The organism is Cupriavidus sp. IK-TO18 (assembly GCF_015549295.1).
In the GTDB taxonomy this organism is placed as follows: Bacteria; Pseudomonadota; Gammaproteobacteria; order Burkholderiales; family Burkholderiaceae; genus Cupriavidus; species Cupriavidus oxalaticus_A.
This window is the reverse complement of sequence record NZ_JADGMP010000030.1, coordinates 137,748-154,316: the sequence shown is the minus strand read 5'-3', so window position 1 is coordinate 154,316 and position 16,569 is coordinate 137,748. Positions and strand designations below refer to the sequence as shown.

Genomic DNA, 16,569 nt, shown 5'->3' with positions numbered 1-16,569 from the left:
CAATACCTCCCTCAGGATGCTGTCGGATAGGGGTTGTGGCGCGGTGCGCCTTCGCGGCCTGACTCGGCCTCGTGCGGCACCGCGGCGGGCTGGCCGGCGGCGCGCGCGGATTGATCCAGCGCCCGCGCCGAGCGGTGCAGCCAGCAGCGCAGCGCAGCGGGCCCTTCCACGCAGACGCCGGCCACGGTCTCGCGCCGGCCCACCAGCACGCCCAGCCCGCCGAGCTTGCGCACGGCGGCAAAGCCGGGCTCGTCGGTCATGTCGTCGCCGGCAAACAGCGGCGTGCGGTCGCAGAACGGCGCCGACTTCATGAAGGCGGCGATGGCATCGCCCTTGTCGACGCCGGCGGGCTTGATCTCGACCACCATCTTGCCGGGCAACGCTTCCAGCCCGACCGCGTGGCGCAATACGTCAGTGACCGCGGCATCGACGAGGCCGGCCAGCTCGGGTGCCTGGCGGTAGTGGATGGCAACGGCGACGGACTTGCGCTCCAGCCGCAACGCCGGGTAGGCGTGCACGAGCGCTTCAAGGTGTGGGATCAACGGCTCGAGGGCCGGCGCGGGTGTCTGGGACACCATGCCGCCGTCGGTGCGGAATTCCGCCCCGTGGATGCCGGCCGCCGGCAACTGCAATGGCTGCAGGAAATGGTCCAGCTCGCCGATGGGCCTGCCGGAGATGACGGCGAGCGCGCCGTCCAGCCGCTGGTAGAGCGTACGCAGCGTGCCGACCAGTTCAGGTTCCACCTGCACCAGTTCGGGCCGCGGCGCGAGGTCGGCCAGCGTGCCGTCGAAGTCGAGAAACAGCGCGGTATTGGGTTCGATAAGCGGTAGCTGAGGCATCGCGTTACACCGTAACACGTCGTTTTGACCGGCGTCCACCGGGCGCAGTCCTACATGGCGGGAGCGCAATCGTCAGCCGATGCAAGTCCGGGGCCAGCCCCGGCGCATCGTTCCGGGCCCCGCCGCCAGTGCCTTCCCCACCACTTCAAGGCACGGCCACATCCGTCCCGCGCTAACTTCCGCGGGCGACGGTTGGGCTGCCCCGGTGGGGTGCGCGGCGCCGCCATCCTTTATCATTGATGGTTTCCGCCAGAATTTCCGGTTTTTTTGCGCCGCCCCCGCGGCCCCTGCCCTGACACCATGACCCGCTCGTCCGCCGCCCGCCCCGACTACCTGAAGAAAATCCTGACCGCCAAGGTCTACGACGTGGCGCAGGAAACCGAACTGACCTATGCGCACCAGCTGTCGGCTCGCACCGGCAACTCGGTCTGGTTCAAGCGAGAAGACACCCAGCCGGTGTTCTCGTTCAAGCTGCGCGGCGCGTACAACAAGATGGCCTCGCTCACGGCGGAGGAACTCAAGCGCGGCGTGGTCGCGGCGTCGGCCGGCAACCACGCCCAGGGCGTGGCGCTGTCCGCGGCCCGGCTGCAGTGCAAGGCCATCATCGCCATGCCGGTGACCACGCCGCAGGTAAAGATCGACGCGGTGCGCGAGCGCGGCGGCCAGTGGGTCCAGGTCGAGCTGCACGGCGAGTCCTACAGCGATGCCTACCACCACGCCGCCGAGCTGGAGAAGAAGCACAAGCTGACCTTCATCCACCCGTTCGACGATCCCGAAGTGATCGCGGGCCAGGGCACCATCGCCATGGAAATCCTGCGCCAGCACCCGGGCCCGATCCATGCGGTGTTCGTCGCCATCGGCGGCGGCGGGCTGATCTCCGGCGTCGCCGCCTACATCAAGGCAGTGCGTCCGGAGATCAAGGTGATCGGCGTGCAAACCGTGGACTCGGATGCGATGAAGCGCTCGGTCGATGCCGGCAAGCGCATCGAGCTGAAGGAAGTGGGCCTGTTCTCGGACGGCACCGCGGTCAAGCTGGTCGGCAAGGAAACCTTCCGCATCACGCGCGAGCTGGTCGACGACATCATCCTGGTCGACACCGATGCCATCTGCGCAGGCGTGAAGGACGTGTTCCAGGACACCCGCAGCATCCTGGAGCCGGCCGGCGCGCTGGCGGTGGCGGGCCTGAAGGCGTATGCCGAGCGCGAGAAGCTCAAGGGCCAGCACCTGGTCGCGATCGCCTGCGGCGCCAACATGAACTTTGACCGCCTGCGCTTTGTCGCCGAGCGCGCCGAGGTGGGCGAGGCGCGCGAAGGCGTGTTCGCCGTGACCATCCCCGAGGAGCGCGGCAGCTTCAAGCGCTTCTGCGAGCTGGTCGGCACGCGCAGCGTGACCGAGTTCAACTACCGCATCGCCGACACCAGCATGGCGCATATCTTCGTCGGCGTGCAGATCGCCAGCCGCGCCGAGAACGACAAGATCGCCGCCAGCTTCCGCAAGCATGGCTTCGACACGCTCGACCTGTCCAACGACGAACTGGCCAAGCAGCACATCCGCTACATGGTCGGCGGCCGCTCGGCGCTGGCGCATGACGAACTGCTGTACCGCTTCGAGTTCCCGGAGCGCCCGGGCGCGCTGATGAAGTTCCTGTCGAGCATGAGCCCGAACTGGAACATCAGCCTGTTCCACTACCGCAACCAGGGGGCGGACACCTCCAACATCCTGGTCGGCATCCAGGTGCCGAAGAACGAAAAGCGCGCCTTCCGCGCCTTCCTTTCGACGCTGGGCTACGTACACTGGGACGAAACCGACAACCCGGTGTACAAGCTGTTCCTGTCCTGATTGCTGTCCCGCTTCCTTCCGAGCGCCCCATGAGCCTCCCCGAACACTCGCCGCTGGGCAAGCCCTCGGCCTACAAGACCGAATACGACGCCTCGCTGCTGTTCCCGATCCCGCGCCAGCCCAAGCGCACCGAGATCGGCCTGCCCGAAGGCAAGCCGGTGCCGTTCTTCGGCGTCGACATCTGGAACGCGTACGAACTGTCGTGGCTGAACCTGAAGGGCAAGCCGCAGGTGGCGCTGGCCACCTTCATCATCCCGTCGGACACGCCCAACATCGTCGAGTCCAAGTCGTTCAAGCTGTACCTGAACTCGTTCAACCAGACCAGGATCGCTTCGCCGGAAGCGCTGCAGCAGCTGTTGCACCACGACCTGTCCGAAGCCACCGGCGGCACGGTGCAGGTGCGGCTGGTGACGGAGGCAGATCTTGGCAAGCAACAAATGGGCGAGCTCGACGGCCTGCTGCTGGACCGGCTCGACATCGAGGTCGACCGCTACGAGCCCGCGCCCGAACTGCTGTTCGCCAACCAGGAGGAAACGCCGGTGGAAGAAACGCTGGTGTCGCACCTGCTCAAGTCCAACTGCCTGGTCACCGGGCAGCCCGACTGGGGCAGCGTGCAGATCCGCTACGTCGGCGCGCCGATCAACCAGGAAGCGCTGCTCAAGTACCTGATCTCGTTCCGCAACCACAACGAGTTCCATGAGCAATGCGTCGAGCGGATCTTCATGGACGTGCTGCGGCAATGCAAGCCGGTGAAGCTGGCGGTGTATGCGCGCTACACGCGGCGCGGGGGGCTGGATATCAATCCGTTCCGGACCAACTTCAATACGGCCTGGCCGGACAACAAGCGCAACGCGCGGCAATAAGGCTGGACGGGGAGTCAGAACTCCCCGTGAAACCTCACCCCATAGAACTTCACCGGCCCGCGGTCCCGGTTGTAGCCGGGATTGCGCACGAACTGGAAGTCCGGGCTGATGCTCAGGTATTTCACCGGCTGGAAACTGTAGTAGATCTCCAGGATCTGCTCGGGGCCATAACGCAGCGCACCGTCACCAAGAAAGGCGCCCTGCCCGCCCGCGGCAAGATAGTTGCGATGCTGGCCGCCCAGCATATTGATCGCGACCGCCACGCCCAGCGCATCGCGGGCACGTCCCCATGCATCCCCCTTCATCACGCCGCCACCTGACACCTGCCTGCCGATCTCGGTAAAGGCATAGGTCTCGGTCTTGTCATCCGACAGGCTGGCGCGCGCAAACACTCCCAGCGAATCCGACACCTCCTGCAGCAGCGTCACGCCGACGCCCGTCTTGGCGTGCTCGCGCCGCACCTCGGCCAGGTCCGGCGTGGTGTTGTTGGCGATGCCGAACTGGATCGCATCGCTGAACGCGCCCATGCGCGCCTTGTTGCGGAACAGCAGCAGCCGCGCGGCGCCGGGCCGGCCCGCGAGCTGGTAGCGCTTCTCCAGCTCGATGATGTCGCCGTAGTGCTCGAACATGCGCGTATCGAGCTCCAGCCCGTTCGATTCCAGCGGCTGCAGGAAGCGCCCGATGCGCGCCGACCAGCCGTCGCCGATGTATTCCAGCGACACGCCCCAGGTATAGCCGCGCGCATCGGCCGGATAGTCGAACGCGCCATGCGTCATGAACGACCAGTTCATGAATTGCGTGCGCGGGTCCGAGCCGAACTCGTTCTGGTCGAACACGTCGAGCACGCCGAAGTTGCCCGCGGTCAGCACCACGCGCTGGCGGTCGACGGTGCGTGCGAACTGGTTGAAGTCGGCCTCCAGCGCCTCGCTGCCGCCGCCCATGCCCCAGGTCTGCCGCACGAAGGCGCGCGCGCGGTAGAAGACGGGGCTGGTGCTGGCCGCCTTGCCCAGTTCGCCGTTGGACAGCCCGCCCAGGCCGTGCAGGCCTGAGAACGGCACGCCTTGCGTGGCTTCCGGATTGAAGTGGAATTCCGCACCGCGCCACAGCTTCAGCCCGAGGTCGAGCGTCGCGCTGAAGGAGTAGCTCTTGGCGCGTTCGGTGCCAATGCTGTTCGGGCCCGAATAGGCGGCGTTGAACGCCGGCTTGCGCTGCCAGACGTAGGTGCTCTGGCCGTGGAAGGCGAACGGGCTATCGGCATCCGCGGCGGCGTCGGCGGCAGTTGCCTGCTGCGCCGTGGCCGCCGGCAGGCATGCGCAGCAGGCCAGCGCGGCAAGCGCGCGGCGGAATCTGCGTCGGGCGCGCGGGTACGCGGCGGCAAGTGGCGAAAACAGCATGAACAAAGAAGGAGGCGAATAATGTGCCGGCGGCGCACGCAGCATAGCCAAGCGCACATGACATGTCCACCGCGGAGCCAGGTGCGGAAATGCCGACGTTGTAACTGGGCTTGAATTAATTAATTCGAAAATTAATATTGTTTTCGACACGGTTCAACACACGCCCATGCCACGCAAACCAGCTACCCCGAATCCGCCCGATCGTCGCACACCCGGTCGCACACCCGGTCGCACACCCGGCCGCCCTGCCGCGGGCCAACCCGGCCAGCGCGAGCGCATTCTCGATGCCGCCACCGAACTGTTCTCGCGGCACGGCGTCGCCGGCACGCCGGTCAAGGCCATCGCCGTGAAGGCAGGCGTCACGCCCGCGCTGGTCCACTACTACTTCAGCGACCGCGAGCTGCTGCTCGATGCCGTGATCGAGGAGAAGGTACAGCCGCTGGTCGCACAGTTCTTCGCCACCGGCCCGGAAGTTTCGGAGCCGCTGGCGATGCTGGTCGGCATCGCCACCCGGCTGGTCCGCGCCGCGGCGGATACGCCCTGGTTTCCCGGACTATGGATTCGCGAGGTCGCCAGCGACGACGGCGCGCTGCGCGAACGCGTGCTGAAACGCTTCGCGCTGGAGCGCGGCAGCGCGCTGATGGCGCCGCTGGCCGCGGCGATCGCCAATGGGCAGCTCAACCGCGGGCTGGAGCCCGCGCTGGTGATGCCCTCGCTGGTGGGCCTGACGCTGCTGCCGCTGGCCACCACCCATATCTGGCGCCGGCTGCCGGGTGCCGAAGCGGTCGATACCGACGCGCTGGTGCGCCATGTCTCGGCGCTGCTCACGCACGGGCTGGCCCCCGCGCCGACTGACCGCGCCGGAACCTCGCCCCCACCCGCATCAAAAAAGAAGGGCCGTGCGCCCAGGCATTCCCCGGAGTCCGCTGCATGAACACCGTTGTTTCCCCCCTTCCCCTTCTGGCGCGCGCGCTCCCCATCGCCGCGCTGCTCGGCGCCGCGCTGCTTGCCGCCGGCTGCGGCAAGTCCGGCACCGACACCTGGCAAGGCTATATCGAAGGCGAGTTCGTCAGCGTCGCCTCGCCCTTCGCCGGCCGCCTCGACACGCTTTCCGTGCAGCGCGGCCAGCAGGTGGCGCAGGGCGCGGCGCTGTTCGCGCTCGAATCCGACGACGAACGCGCCGCGCGCCAGCAGGCCGAAGACCAGCTGCGCGCCGCCGAAGCGCAGCTGCAGGACATGAAGACCGGCAAGCGCCCGGTCGAAGTCGACGTGAGCCGCGCCCAGCTGGCGCAGGCGCAGGCCCAGGCGCAACGCAGCGCCGCCGCGCTGCGGCGCGACGAGCGCCAGTTTGAGATCGGCGGCATTGCGCAGGCGCAGCTCGACGAATCGCGCGCCCAGGCGCGCAGCGATGCGGCGCGCGTGCGCGAGCTGCAGCGCGATATCGACGTGGCACGCTTGCCCGGACGCGACGCGCAACAGGCCGCACAAGCCGCGCAAGTGGCCGCGGCGCGCGCCGCGCTGGCGCAGGCGGACTGGAAGCTGTCGCGCAAGACCGTGGCCGCCACGCAGGCTGGTCTGGTCTACGACACCCCCTACCGCCTCGGCGAATGGGTGCCCGCCGGCAGCCCGGTGGTGCGCATGCTGCCGCCCGGCAACGTCAAGGTGCGTTTCTACGTACCCGAGGCCGTGGTCGGCGCGCTGCGCAACGGGCAGGCCGTGCAGGTGCGCTGCGATGGCTGCGCCGCGCCGGTGGCGGCCAGCATCACCTATGTCGCCAACGAAGCCGAATTCACGCCGCCGGTGATCTACAGCAACGAGACCCGCAACAAGCTGGTGTTCCTGGTGGAAGCACGCCCGTCGGCCGCCGATGCCATCAAGCTGCGGCCCGGCCAGCCCGTCGAGGTGGTGCGGCAATGAACACGGAAACCAGCCACGCTGACAACGGCCGCGCGCAGGAACTTGCCATCGACGTGCGCGGGCTGAACAAGCACTTCGGCGACAAGCACGTGGTCAACGACCTCAGCATGCAGGTCGCGCGCGGCGAGATCTTCGGCTTCCTCGGCCCCAACGGCAGCGGCAAGACTACCTCGATCCGCATGATGTGCGGCCTGCTGACGCCGGATTCGGGCGAAGGCACCTGCCTGGGTTTCGGCATCCTGACCGAATCCGACGAAATCAAGCGCCGAGTCGGCTACATGACGCAGAAGTTCTCGTACTGGGACGACCTGTCGATCCGCGAGAACCTGGACTTCGTCGCGCGCATGTATGGCATGCCGGACCGGCGTGATGCCGTCGACCGCGCGCTCGAAGACCTGGGCCTGGCGACGCGCTCGGCACAGCTGGCGGGATCCTTGTCGGGCGGCTGGAAGCAGCGGCTGGCGCTGGCGGCCTGTCTGCTGCACGAGCCGGAACTGCTGCTGCTCGACGAACCTACCGCCGGTGTCGACCCCAAGGCGCGGCGGGATTTCTGGGAGCATCTGCACCTGCTTGCCGCGCGCGGCATCTCGGTGCTGGTCAGCACGCACTACATGGACGAGGCCGAGCGCTGCCACAAGCTCGCCTATATCGCCTACGGCAAGCTGCTGGCGCAAGGCACCGCCGACGAAGTCGTGGCCAGCCAGCAACTGTCGACGTGGAGCGTGGAAGGCGACGACCTCGCCACGCTGTCGGAGCAATTGCAGGGCGCGCCGGGCGTGGAACAGACCGTGGCATTCGGCACCGCGCTGCACGTCACCGGGCGCGATGCGCAGGCGTTGGCGGGCACGCTGCAGCGCCTGGCCGGACCGGGACGGCGCGTGATACAGGCCCAGACCAGCCTGGAAGACGTGTTCATCCACATGATGAGCCGGGCCGATGACAACATGGACACGCGCAAGGCGAAGGAGCCGACATGAACGCCGCCGCAATCCGGAACCCGCGCCAGCCTCGCGCCAACGGCACGCGCTTCTCGGTCCAGCGCTGGTGGAGCATCGTGCTGAAGGAATTCCTGCAGCTGCGCCGCGACCGCGTCACCTTCGGCATGATCGTCGGCCTGCCGATCATGCAGCTGCTGCTGTTCGGCTTTGCCATCAACACCGACCCGCGCCACCTGCCGACCGCGGTGATCGCTGCCGACCAGAGCGAATTCACCCGCACCTTCATTGCCAGCATGCAGAACTCCACCTATTTCAAGGTGGTGGCCACGCTGCCCGACGAAGCCGCCGGCAGAGAGGCGCTGATGAAGGGTGACGTGCAGTTCGTGCTCAGCGTCCCGCCCGATTTCACGCGCAAGCTGCTGCGCGGCGAACGCCCCGCGCTGCTGGTGGAGGCCGACGCCACCGATCCCTCGGCCACCGGCCAGGCGATCGCCGCGCTGCCGCAGCTGCCATTCAGGGTCGGCACCCACGACCTGAAAGGCTCGCTGGCGCCGCTGGCGGGCGGCAAGGCGCCGTTCGACGTGCAGGTGCAGCGCCTGTACAACCCCGAGGGCCTGACCCAGTACAACATCATCCCCGGCCTGATGGGCGTGATCCTGTCGATGACCATGGTGATGATGACCGGGCTGGCGATGACGCGCGAACGCGAGCGCGGCACCATGGAAAACCTGCTGGCCATGCCGGTGCAGCCGCTCGAGGTGATGACCGGCAAGATCGTGCCGTACATTTTCATCGGGCTGATCCAGGTGACCATCGTGCTGCTGGCCGCGCGCTGGGTATTCAGCGTGCCTTTCGTCGGCTCGGTGACGGCGGTCTACCTCGCGGCGCTGCTGTTTATCGCGGCCAACCTGACGGTGGGCATCACCCTGTCGTCGCTGGCGCAGAACCAGCTGCAGGCGATGCAGCTGACCTTCTTCTACTTCCTGCCCAACATCCTGCTATCGGGCTTCATGTTCCCGTTTGCGGGCATGCCCGGCTGGGCGCAGGCGATCGGCAACATCCTGCCGATGACGTATTTCAACCGCATGGTGCGCGGCATCCTGCTCAAGGGCAGCGGCTGGGCCGAGCTATGGCCGCAGGTCTGGCCGATGGCGCTGTTCATCGTGGTGGTGATGACGATCGCGGTGCGCTTCTACCGCCGCACGCTGGACTGAAGGATTGCTGCCATGACCCGATTTCTTCCTTTGATGGCCGCTGCCGCGCTGCTGGCCGGCTGTGCCGTCGGCCCCGATTTCCGCCGCCCCGCGCCGACCGATGATGCCGGCTACGTGCCGGGCCCGCAACCGGTTGCCACCGTCGCGGCCGACAGCGGCGATCGCCATCCGCAATCGCACGCGCAGACACTGGCCGCAGGCGCCGACGTGCCGGCGCAATGGTGGACGCTGTTCCATAGCGCCGAGCTGGACGCCACCATCCGCATGGCGCTCGACGCCAGCCCCACGCTGGCCCAGGCGCGCGCGCGGCTGCGCGAGGCGCAGGAAAACCTTGCCGCGCGCACTGGCGCCACGCGCTGGCCCGCGGTTGACGCGCAGCTCAATACCACGCGGCAGCAGGTCAATTTCCAGTCGATGGGCATTTCGACGATCCCCAGCCCGGGACCATTTACGCTGTATGGCGCTACGGTGCAGGTGTCCTATGTACTCGACCTGTTCGGCGGGCAGCGGCGCGAGCTCGAAGGGCTGCAGGCGGCGGTCGACTACCAGCGCTACGAGCTGGAAGCGGCGCGGCTGGCGCTGGCCGCCAACGTCGCCACCGCGGCGATCCGCGAGGCCGGACTGCGCGCGCAACTGGCCGACACGGTGGCGCTGGCCGAAGCCCAGCGGCGCCAGCTCGGCATCGCCGAGGAACGCCTGCGCGCCGGCGGCGTCGCGCGCGTCGACGTGCAGCGCCAGCGCGCACAACTGGCGCAGACGCAGGCGCTGGTGCCGGGCCTGCAGCGCCAGCTGGAAGCGACACGGCACCAGCTCGCGGTCTACACCGGCCAGACTCCGGCAGCCGCCTCCTTGCCCGCATTCACGCTGGACGCGCTGCATCTGCCCGACACGCTGCCGGTCAGCCTGCCGGCCACGCTGGCGCGGCGCCGCCCCGACATCCGCGCGGCCGAAGCGCTGCTGCACCAGGCCAGCGCCGATATCGGCGTGGCCACCGCCAACCTCTATCCGCAGGTCACGCTGAGCGCCAGCGGCGGCAGCCAGGTCACCGCCGCGCGCGACCTGTTCAGCAGCCTCAATGTGTGGAGCCTCGCAGCCGGGCTGGTGCAGCCGGTGTTCCGCGGCGGCGAACTGCAGGCGCGCAAGCGCGCCGCCGAAGCGGCGTACGAGCAGGCACTGGCCGCCTACCGGCAGGCCGTGCTGCAGGGCTTGCAGGACGTGGCTGATTCGCTGCGCGCGCTCGAGGCCGACGCCGCGACGCTGCGCGAGCGCGCCGACAATGCGCGCCAGGCGCGCGACACGCTGACGGTGGTGTCGGAACAGTACCGGCTCGGCGGCGTCAGCCAGCTGGCCGTGCTCGATGCCGAGCGCGAGGCGAGGCAGGCTTCGCTGGACCTGGCGCAGTCGCGCGCCGACCGGCTGGCGGATTCGGCGGCGCTGCTGCAGGCGTTGGGGGGTGGGTGGTGGCAGGAGGAAGAAACGCCGATGGCGGCGGCGCCCCGGTAAGCGCGCCGCCGCCGCACCCGGTCACTTGCGGTCGGTCTGCGAGTACCAGTAAGTGCGCTTGCGCTTGCCGATCCCCGGCGGCGAGATCTTCTGCGCGCCCAGCGACGAGGTATTGTCGCCGCCGCCGGGACCGGTCTGGTTGCCGCCGCCGATCAGCACCGGCACGTTGCTGGTGTTGCCTGCCGCATCCGTGACGGCAACCACCCCGAACACCGGCGACGGCGGCAAGCCACCGTTGTTGAACACGACATGGCGGTCGTCGTTCAGGCCTTTGCCGGTAAGGAACGAAATTGCATAGCCGCGCGCCTTGCCCAGGTCCGGGTAGCACACGCCCGACTTCGGCACGCTTGGCTGATTGGTGCCGAAGTAGGTGTAGCCGGCCACGGTCAGCGGCGCGTTGACCACCTTCTCGCCGGTGCCCAGCACGAGGTAGAAGCCCTTGCCGGCGCTTGTGTCGGCGTATGCGGTCGAAGTCGCGTTGAACAGGTCGGCCTCGGTCAGCGGCGTCCATGTCGACGGCAGCCCGCCGGTGAGCGTCGTGTCCTTCAGCATGTAGAAGCGGTTGCTGACGTTGTAGGCCAGGCCCGGCGTAGTGCTGGTGGTGTACAGCGGATGCTCGCGGTCGCCGCTGCCGATCATCACCGCATCGTAGTTGCCGGTGGTGATGACATCCGGCGGATACATGAACTTGCGCGCATCGTTGGTGCCCTGCGCGCCACCCAGGGATGCGAATTTATGCAGCGTCCAGGCATCTGACCCGGTGCCGGCCGCCGTCTCGAAGTCCAGCCGCCAGACATTGCCGCCGACGTCGCCGACATAGCCCTTGTCTACCAGCCCGTCACCGTTGCGGTCCACCACGGCCACGTCGGACGGGATCGCGCGGTTCATGCCGGCAGGCGTCGTGCACATCGTGGCGGAAAGACCGGTGCAGTCGGCCAGCCATGCGCGCACCACATCGCCCGTGAAGGCATCGAACACGATCACGCCACGCCCTTGTCCCGAACTGCCGCCACCCTGGGACGGCTCGGCATCCTCGGCGGGATCGTAGCCGGCGCCCATCACCACGAGCGGGTTTGCATACCCCTTGACGCGGATCACGCGCGGCTGCGACCAGGTCTGTCCCAGTTCCGCGATGCTGGTGCTGTCGGCCTTCCACAGGAATTCCGGCGCCATCGGGTCGGTGACGTCCAGCGCGTAGGTCAGGCGCCCGCCGCGGCGCGCGGTCAGGTAGATCACCACACGAGGCTTGGCCGGGTCGCGCAGGTCCTGGAACACCGTCGTGGTGCCATCGAAGAAATAGTCGCGCGGCTTCGCGCCCGCACCGGTGGGCGATCCGCTCAGCTGCACCTCGGGCGTATTGGTGTAGAGACGGCCGAGCTTGCCATAGAACTCCGGTGCAATGAAGCCCCACAGCTCCCCGCCCGGACGTATGCCGCCGATGCCGGTGGTCTGGTTGCCATTGACCGCATGGAAGACGCCGTCGTTGGCGCCATAGAACACCACCACGCCGGTCGTGCCGCCATAGTTGATCACCACCGGGCGCGAATGCAGTACATCGCCATGCACCGAGCCGCGCATGGTAACGCTGCCCCCCGGGCCTTTCTGCAACTCCGCGCCGGCCACCGAACTTTCGCCCAGTGCCCGCACGTCGCGGCCGCGCACCCAATTGATCAGGTTGTTGACGTCGGCGGCCGTGGTATTGAGCGCGGCCTGCCCGCTGGTGCCGGTCAGCCAGCTGTTGGACGTATCGAACGAAGCCAAATTCTTGCCGCTGCATGCCCCCGACGCGCAGGTGTAGAGCTTGCGCCCGCTCTGGTCGGTGGTGAACTGGGCGCGCAGCATTTCGCCGGCGCCACCTTTCTCGACGATTTCGCCATCGCCGCCGACCACACCCGCCACGCCGTCGGCAGAGTCCAGCGCACCGGCAGCGCCGGACGGACTGTTGACCCAGAACCCCTTGGCAGGCCAGCCGCTTACCTGGCTGCCGGTATAGCTGGAACCACTGAACCCCAGCGGCGGCTCGGCGGTCCAGAAACTCTTGGCGCTGGGCGAGATGAAACCCGTGCCGGCATTGCTGATCGCACTCTGCTGGTTGGGGCCGCTGGGGTTGGCGTCCAGCACCACGATCTGGTTCTTGTTGTCGTAGCCAAGCTTGTACTGCTTCAGGTTGCCCATCCAGCGCGGCGCTGCGGTGGCGTCGGGCCGGAACATGCCGATGTAGATCTGGTTCAGGTACGAACCCTGCCCGTTCACGCTGACCGGCAGGCTCACCGAGGAGAACACGTTGTTGACGGCCTGCATCTCGTTGAAGATCTGCAGCAGCGCCTTCACCAGCGCGTCCACGTCGCCCAGGTCAACCACATAGCGCTTGCCGCCGGCATTGTCGGCCATGCTGCGGGTCGACTCGACATAGTCGGGGTTCCTGCCGTCCGTGATGGCGATCGTATAGGTGATGATGTTCTGGTTATTGTCGAGATTGCCGTTCACGTCGGTTTCGTACATGAACCGCGCCCACTCGTCTCCCCAGTTGCTTTCGTACTTGTTGGCCGCCGTGTCGAGCTTGAGCTGGGTCATCTGCTTGGCGCTGGCCCCCGCCGCGGCAAGCGCGTCCTTGGGCTCGGTGCCGGTGTCCTGCGGCTTGCCGTTGTTGACCGCGTTGGCGATGTAGATAACGAAGTTCTTCTGGCACGGGTTGGTGATCGGCGACGTGTACTGCGTACCTGACAAGCCCTTCCTGCCGCCGAAGAATGCCCAGGCTTCCTGCATGCCCCCACCCACCTGGGAATTGTTTGAGTTGTCGGTCTGGCGGTCGATGCTCTTGATGTACTCAAGGAATTGCGCGCCATTGGTGGCGTCCATCAGCGGCAATGTGTATGGCGCCGCCGACGGATAGCGGAATTTGCCGCCGGGGTTGGTGCCCGTGCCGAACATCATCAAGCCCATGTTGATGTTGCCGGCCAGCTGCGGGTTGGTCGCGAGCGTGTTCACCGCGCGGTACAGTGCGCACTGGATCGCGCCGACGTCGGTGCCGGCGTTGTTGGCGCTGACGACATCGACATCGCAGCCACGGATGGTCGTGGCCGCATTCCACGTGGACGCATTGTCCAGCAGCAACAGCACATTGGGCTTGGTACCGGCATTGCTCTGCAGGCCGGTGAACAGGTCGATGTCTTCGGCATGCGCGCCCTGCCATCCGGCCAGGGCAAGCAGGGCTGCGGCGAAGGCGGCAAGGCGCCGATTCCGGCGGGCTGGGCTCGTCATCCGGGTTCCTGTGCGATCAATGGTGAATAGGTGGCAACGCCGGTGCGGTCAGGGGCAGGCCGAGCCGGTCGGCATGCGCACCGCCACGCCCTGATGGACCGTTGCCACGGCGCCGGTGCCGGCGCTGTCATCGACCGTGGCGGCTACGTCCCACTGGGTGGCGTTGCACAGCGAATTGCCCGCGTTGTTGCCGGCCGTGACGATGCCGGTGTTCTGCACGCCGCTGCCGATCATGCACGACACATCGTCGGGATCCTTCAGGTCGAGCTCGACGTTCTTGATGGGATTGCTTGCCATGCATTCCGGCTTCGCCACCTGGGCCACGTAATCGGCCTTGCCATCTCCACTGACATCCACCGGCACGCTGATGGCCGCCGGCGCCTTGGTGAAGTCGTCGGAGATCACCTGCTCGATCGACTGCTGCGCGACGTCGCGCGCTTCGGCGGTGTGCTGCTGGTTGGCCGCGACCTTGACGTTGACCAGGCTCGAATTGACCAGCGCCACGGCGATCAGCAGGAACAGCACCATGAACACCAGCGTCACGACCAGCGTGACGCCCGTCTGCCTGCGGCGCAGTGGCCGGCCGGATAACTTCGTCATTGCTTGCCCTTCGCGGTATCGCATCATTGCTCGCGCAGTCCGGCCACGTTGACCAGCCGCGCCACCTGGGCGTAGACGTGGCGCTTGTAGCCGTCATTGAACGGACCGCTGGCGGCGGCGCGCCCCAGGTCGTAGGTGCGCGTGTCTACCGTGCCGCCAGAGGTGCGCAGCGTGCGCGCCAGCAGGTTTACGCGCACGGTGGTCACGTTGCTCCAGTTGGTTAGCGCATTGGTCCAGTCGTAGCCCGGCACGATTGGGCAGGCGGCGGCATTGTTGGCGCCGGGATCGTCCACGTAGCAGTCGGCGGAGCCGTTGCTGTCCAGGTCCATGCCGTAGGCCACATGCATGTCCTGGATGCCCTGCGCCAGCGAACGCGTCTGGAACGCGCCGTTGACCAGCTCGGCCATCTTCAGCGTGGGGATGCCGTCGCCGCCGTTGGTGCAGCGGTCGCACGGCGCGAGATAGAACGCGCGCACCACCGCTTCGCGCAGCACTGCCGGTACCGCCGCATCGCAAGCCTTGGTGCGCAACGGGAAAGCGGCCGCCGCGCTGGCATCGAAGACAAAGGCAGTGGTGTCGTTCGGGCAGGCCGATACCTGCAGGTAAGGCACGCCCGGCGTCGGGGCCGCGACCGGCGTGGTCGACACGCGCCGCACCACCAGCACCTCGGAAGTGGCGGCAAGGTCGGCCAGGCAGGGCGCAACCACGCCGGCCGCATAGCCTGCCAGAGGCAGTGGGACGGTGCCTCCTGCCGCGAAGCCGAGCGCTGCCGGGTCTGTCGCGCACAGCGCGGGACCGGCCACCGTGGCGCCCCGCGCAATGCTGCCTGCCCCGTAGAACCCCGCCAGTTCCACCTCGCGCCGGATCTGCTCCAGCGCATAGCGGCCGTTCTCCACCTGCTCGGCCGACTTGACGAACTCGGTGCGCGACAAGCTGTTGGCGTAATAGAGACTGGCCAGCGCAGTCAGCATCAGCAGGCCGATGGTGATGCCGATCATCAGCTCCACCAGCGACACGCCGCGCTGGCGCCGGCGGCCTTGTGCGATACGCGGAGGCAGGCGCTTCATGACACGGTCCCCAGCGAGCCAATGCGGATCTGCGTGCTGACCGCGCGACGGTAGGCTTCGTTGCCGTACTGGTTCTGGCCGCAGCCGAGCGCGGGGGCGCCGGTGGCGGCCAGGCCTTGCCAGGCGACGGTGATGCGGTAGACGTTGGCGGCCGCGTCGACGGTGTCGATGCAGCCGCGCGCGCCGATCATGGCGCCGACCGGCTGCGCCGCCACGCCGCTGGCCGCGGCCGTCATCTCGGCGCTGCCCAGCAGCGCGGTGTTCCATGCCTGCAGGTCGCCGTTGGCGGTGGCGTTCTGCGCGGCCGTTCCCAGCGTGCAGGCCGCCGGCGCGGCTGTGCCGGTGCCCAGCCGCACGCCGTTGGCGCCATTGGCATAGCACTGCGCCACCTGGCGGTTGGCATTGATGCGGGCGGCCATGTCCTGCAGCAGCGCGAGCGCCTGCACGCGCTGGTAGGACTCCATCTCGTTCTGGCCCGAGCGCGCCACCAGTCCCGCCGTGCCCAGCAGCGCGGCGAGCAGGATCACCACCGCCACCAGCACTTCGATCAGCAGCAGGCCACGCTGCGCGGTGCGTCGCGGCAGGCGCGCCGGCCGTTGCCCGTGGCGGCGGCCGGCGTGGGGAAGGATGCGGGTCATGTGCAGGCTCCCGTTTCAGAGGCAACGCGGCCGGTCTCGCTGACCTGCACGCACACGCGCAGCGCGACCGTCGTGTCATTGGCGGGAGCGATCTCGAAGCGCATTGCCGCGCCGGCAAGCCGGCCGTCGTTGCCGACCGACAACGCCCCGGCGGCGCTGGGGGTGATGGTGAGGCTGGCGTAGGGCCCGAAGGTGCGCACTGTCTCCGCGCCGGCGCTGACGGCCCAGCCCGCGGTCCAGGCCGCACCGGTGGGCGCCAGCGTCACGGTGGCGTTGCGCTTGACCGCCTCGCTGCGCGCCAGCAGCAGCGCCGAGCTCAGGTCGAGCGAGGCGCTGCGCACGCGCTGCCCCGCCATCAGCGACGCAAACGACGGCGCGGCGGCGAACGCGAGGATCGCCAGCACGGCCAGCGTGCACATCAGTTCGACCAGGGTGAAGCCGCGCAGCGCCCGCGGCTGCGGGCGGCACAGGCGAAGCCGGTAGGTGGCTGCCATGG

The 16,569-nt window shown here is 68.0% G+C and carries 14 protein-coding genes; 7 read left to right on the top strand and 7 right to left on the bottom strand.

Translation table 11 applies throughout. From position 1 onward, the window contains the following. Positions 1-11: 11 nt before the first annotated feature. The gene (otsB, locus tag IPF36_RS23320) at positions 12-839 is read right to left on the bottom strand and encodes a trehalose-phosphatase (RefSeq protein WP_195430565.1); all 828 of its coding nucleotides are present in this window, start codon (positions 837-839) and stop codon (positions 12-14) included. Positions 840-1,139: 300 nt separating this feature from the next. Between otsB and ilvA the strand changes: the two genes are divergently transcribed. Beyond that, entirely contained in the window at positions 1,140-2,678 is a 1,539-nt protein-coding gene (gene ilvA / locus IPF36_RS23315; RefSeq protein ID WP_135704405.1) for a threonine ammonia-lyase, biosynthetic, read from the top strand. A gap of 29 nt (positions 2,679-2,707) precedes the next feature. After that, positions 2,708-3,541 (top strand): NADPH-dependent 7-cyano-7-deazaguanine reductase QueF, encoded by an 834-nt coding sequence (queF, locus tag IPF36_RS23310; protein ID WP_133093679.1) that lies wholly within the window; start codon positions 2,708-2,710, stop codon positions 3,539-3,541. 14 nt (positions 3,542-3,555) lie between these two features. Here queF and IPF36_RS23305 read toward each other — a convergent pair whose 3' ends face one another. Beyond that, positions 3,556-4,935, bottom strand: coding sequence for a carbohydrate porin (locus IPF36_RS23305; RefSeq protein ID WP_135706205.1), 1,380 nt, complete (start codon positions 4,933-4,935; stop codon positions 3,556-3,558). A gap of 166 nt (positions 4,936-5,101) precedes the next feature. Here IPF36_RS23305 and IPF36_RS23300 point away from each other — a divergent pair, with 166 nt between their 5' ends. From IPF36_RS23300 to IPF36_RS23280, 5 genes are read left to right on the top strand one after another with little or no spacing between them, the layout of a single operon-like run. Further along, positions 5,102-5,869 (top strand): TetR/AcrR family transcriptional regulator, encoded by a 768-nt coding sequence (locus IPF36_RS23300; protein WP_195430550.1) that lies wholly within the window; start codon positions 5,102-5,104, stop codon positions 5,867-5,869. Next, the gene (locus IPF36_RS23295; RefSeq protein ID WP_135704401.1) at positions 5,866-6,852 is read left to right on the top strand and encodes an HlyD family secretion protein; all 987 of its coding nucleotides are present in this window, start codon (positions 5,866-5,868) and stop codon (positions 6,850-6,852) included. The genes IPF36_RS23300 and IPF36_RS23295 overlap by 4 nt, the downstream gene beginning before the upstream one ends. Next, positions 6,849-7,829, top strand: a complete 981-nt coding sequence (locus IPF36_RS23290; RefSeq protein WP_195430547.1) for an ABC transporter ATP-binding protein — start codon at positions 6,849-6,851, stop codon at positions 7,827-7,829. The genes IPF36_RS23295 and IPF36_RS23290 overlap by 4 nt, the downstream gene beginning before the upstream one ends. Further along, a complete protein-coding gene (locus IPF36_RS23285) occupies positions 7,826-9,004 on the top strand; it encodes an ABC transporter permease (protein WP_195430544.1) in 1,179 nt (392 codons plus the stop codon). Before IPF36_RS23290 ends, IPF36_RS23285 begins: the two co-directional genes overlap by 4 nt. 12 nt (positions 9,005-9,016) lie before the next feature. Next, positions 9,017-10,507 (top strand): efflux transporter outer membrane subunit, encoded by a 1,491-nt coding sequence (locus tag IPF36_RS23280; protein WP_135704397.1) that lies wholly within the window; start codon positions 9,017-9,019, stop codon positions 10,505-10,507. Between the two features lie 21 nt (positions 10,508-10,528). On the opposite strand, the gene IPF36_RS23275 is transcribed toward IPF36_RS23280, so the two are convergent. The 5 genes from IPF36_RS23275 to IPF36_RS23255 are packed head-to-tail and all read right to left on the bottom strand — an operon-like array spanning position 10,529 to position 16,567. Next, positions 10,529-13,768 carry a pilus assembly protein gene (locus IPF36_RS23275; protein ID WP_195430541.1) on the bottom strand — a complete coding sequence of 1,080 codons (3,240 nt, stop codon included), beginning with the start codon at positions 13,766-13,768 and terminating at the stop codon, positions 10,529-10,531. A 48-nt stretch (positions 13,769-13,816) separates the two neighbouring features. Beyond that, positions 13,817-14,368 (bottom strand): PilX N-terminal domain-containing pilus assembly protein, encoded by a 552-nt coding sequence (locus IPF36_RS23270; RefSeq protein WP_195430539.1) that lies wholly within the window; start codon positions 14,366-14,368, stop codon positions 13,817-13,819. A gap of 23 nt (positions 14,369-14,391) precedes the next feature. Further along, on the bottom strand, positions 14,392-15,435 hold the full coding sequence (locus tag IPF36_RS23265; RefSeq protein ID WP_195430537.1) for a PilW family protein: 1,044 nt from the start codon (positions 15,433-15,435) through the stop codon (positions 14,392-14,394). Next, a complete protein-coding gene (locus IPF36_RS23260) occupies positions 15,432-16,073 on the bottom strand; it encodes a type IV pilus modification protein PilV (protein WP_135704390.1) in 642 nt (213 codons plus the stop codon). The genes IPF36_RS23265 and IPF36_RS23260 overlap by 4 nt, the downstream gene beginning before the upstream one ends. Then, the gene (locus IPF36_RS23255; RefSeq protein ID WP_135704388.1) at positions 16,070-16,567 is read right to left on the bottom strand and encodes a GspH/FimT family pseudopilin; all 498 of its coding nucleotides are present in this window, start codon (positions 16,565-16,567) and stop codon (positions 16,070-16,072) included. The genes IPF36_RS23260 and IPF36_RS23255 overlap by 4 nt, the downstream gene beginning before the upstream one ends. Positions 16,568-16,569: the final 2 nt, after the last annotated feature.

Bases quoted from the DNA above. Each gene is read 5' to 3' on its own strand.
- IPF36_RS23255 (WP_135704388.1), bottom strand. From the start codon at position 16,567: ATGGCAGCCACCTACCGGCTTCGCCTGTGCCGCCCGCAGCCGCGGGCG.
- IPF36_RS23305 (WP_135706205.1), bottom strand. From the start codon at position 4,935: ATGCTGTTTTCGCCACTTGCCGCCGCGTACCCGCGCGCCCGACGCAGA.
- IPF36_RS23270 (WP_195430539.1), bottom strand. From the start codon at position 14,368: ATGACGAAGTTATCCGGCCGGCCACTGCGCCGCAGGCAGACGGGCGTC.
- IPF36_RS23265 (WP_195430537.1), bottom strand. From the start codon at position 15,435: ATGAAGCGCCTGCCTCCGCGTATCGCACAAGGCCGCCGGCGCCAGCGC.
- IPF36_RS23300 (WP_195430550.1), top strand. From the start codon at position 5,102: ATGCCACGCAAACCAGCTACCCCGAATCCGCCCGATCGTCGCACACCC.
- IPF36_RS23275 (WP_195430541.1), bottom strand. From the start codon at position 13,768: ATGACGAGCCCAGCCCGCCGGAATCGGCGCCTTGCCGCCTTCGCCGCA.
- ilvA (WP_135704405.1), top strand. From the start codon at position 1,140: ATGACCCGCTCGTCCGCCGCCCGCCCCGACTACCTGAAGAAAATCCTG.
- IPF36_RS23295 (WP_135704401.1), top strand. From the start codon at position 5,866: ATGAACACCGTTGTTTCCCCCCTTCCCCTTCTGGCGCGCGCGCTCCCC.
- IPF36_RS23290 (WP_195430547.1), top strand. From the start codon at position 6,849: ATGAACACGGAAACCAGCCACGCTGACAACGGCCGCGCGCAGGAACTT.
- IPF36_RS23280 (WP_135704397.1), top strand. From the start codon at position 9,017: ATGACCCGATTTCTTCCTTTGATGGCCGCTGCCGCGCTGCTGGCCGGC.
- otsB (WP_195430565.1), bottom strand. From the start codon at position 839: ATGCCTCAGCTACCGCTTATCGAACCCAATACCGCGCTGTTTCTCGAC.
- IPF36_RS23260 (WP_135704390.1), bottom strand. From the start codon at position 16,073: ATGACCCGCATCCTTCCCCACGCCGGCCGCCGCCACGGGCAACGGCCG.
- IPF36_RS23285 (WP_195430544.1), top strand. From the start codon at position 7,826: ATGAACGCCGCCGCAATCCGGAACCCGCGCCAGCCTCGCGCCAACGGC.
- queF (WP_133093679.1), top strand. From the start codon at position 2,708: ATGAGCCTCCCCGAACACTCGCCGCTGGGCAAGCCCTCGGCCTACAAG.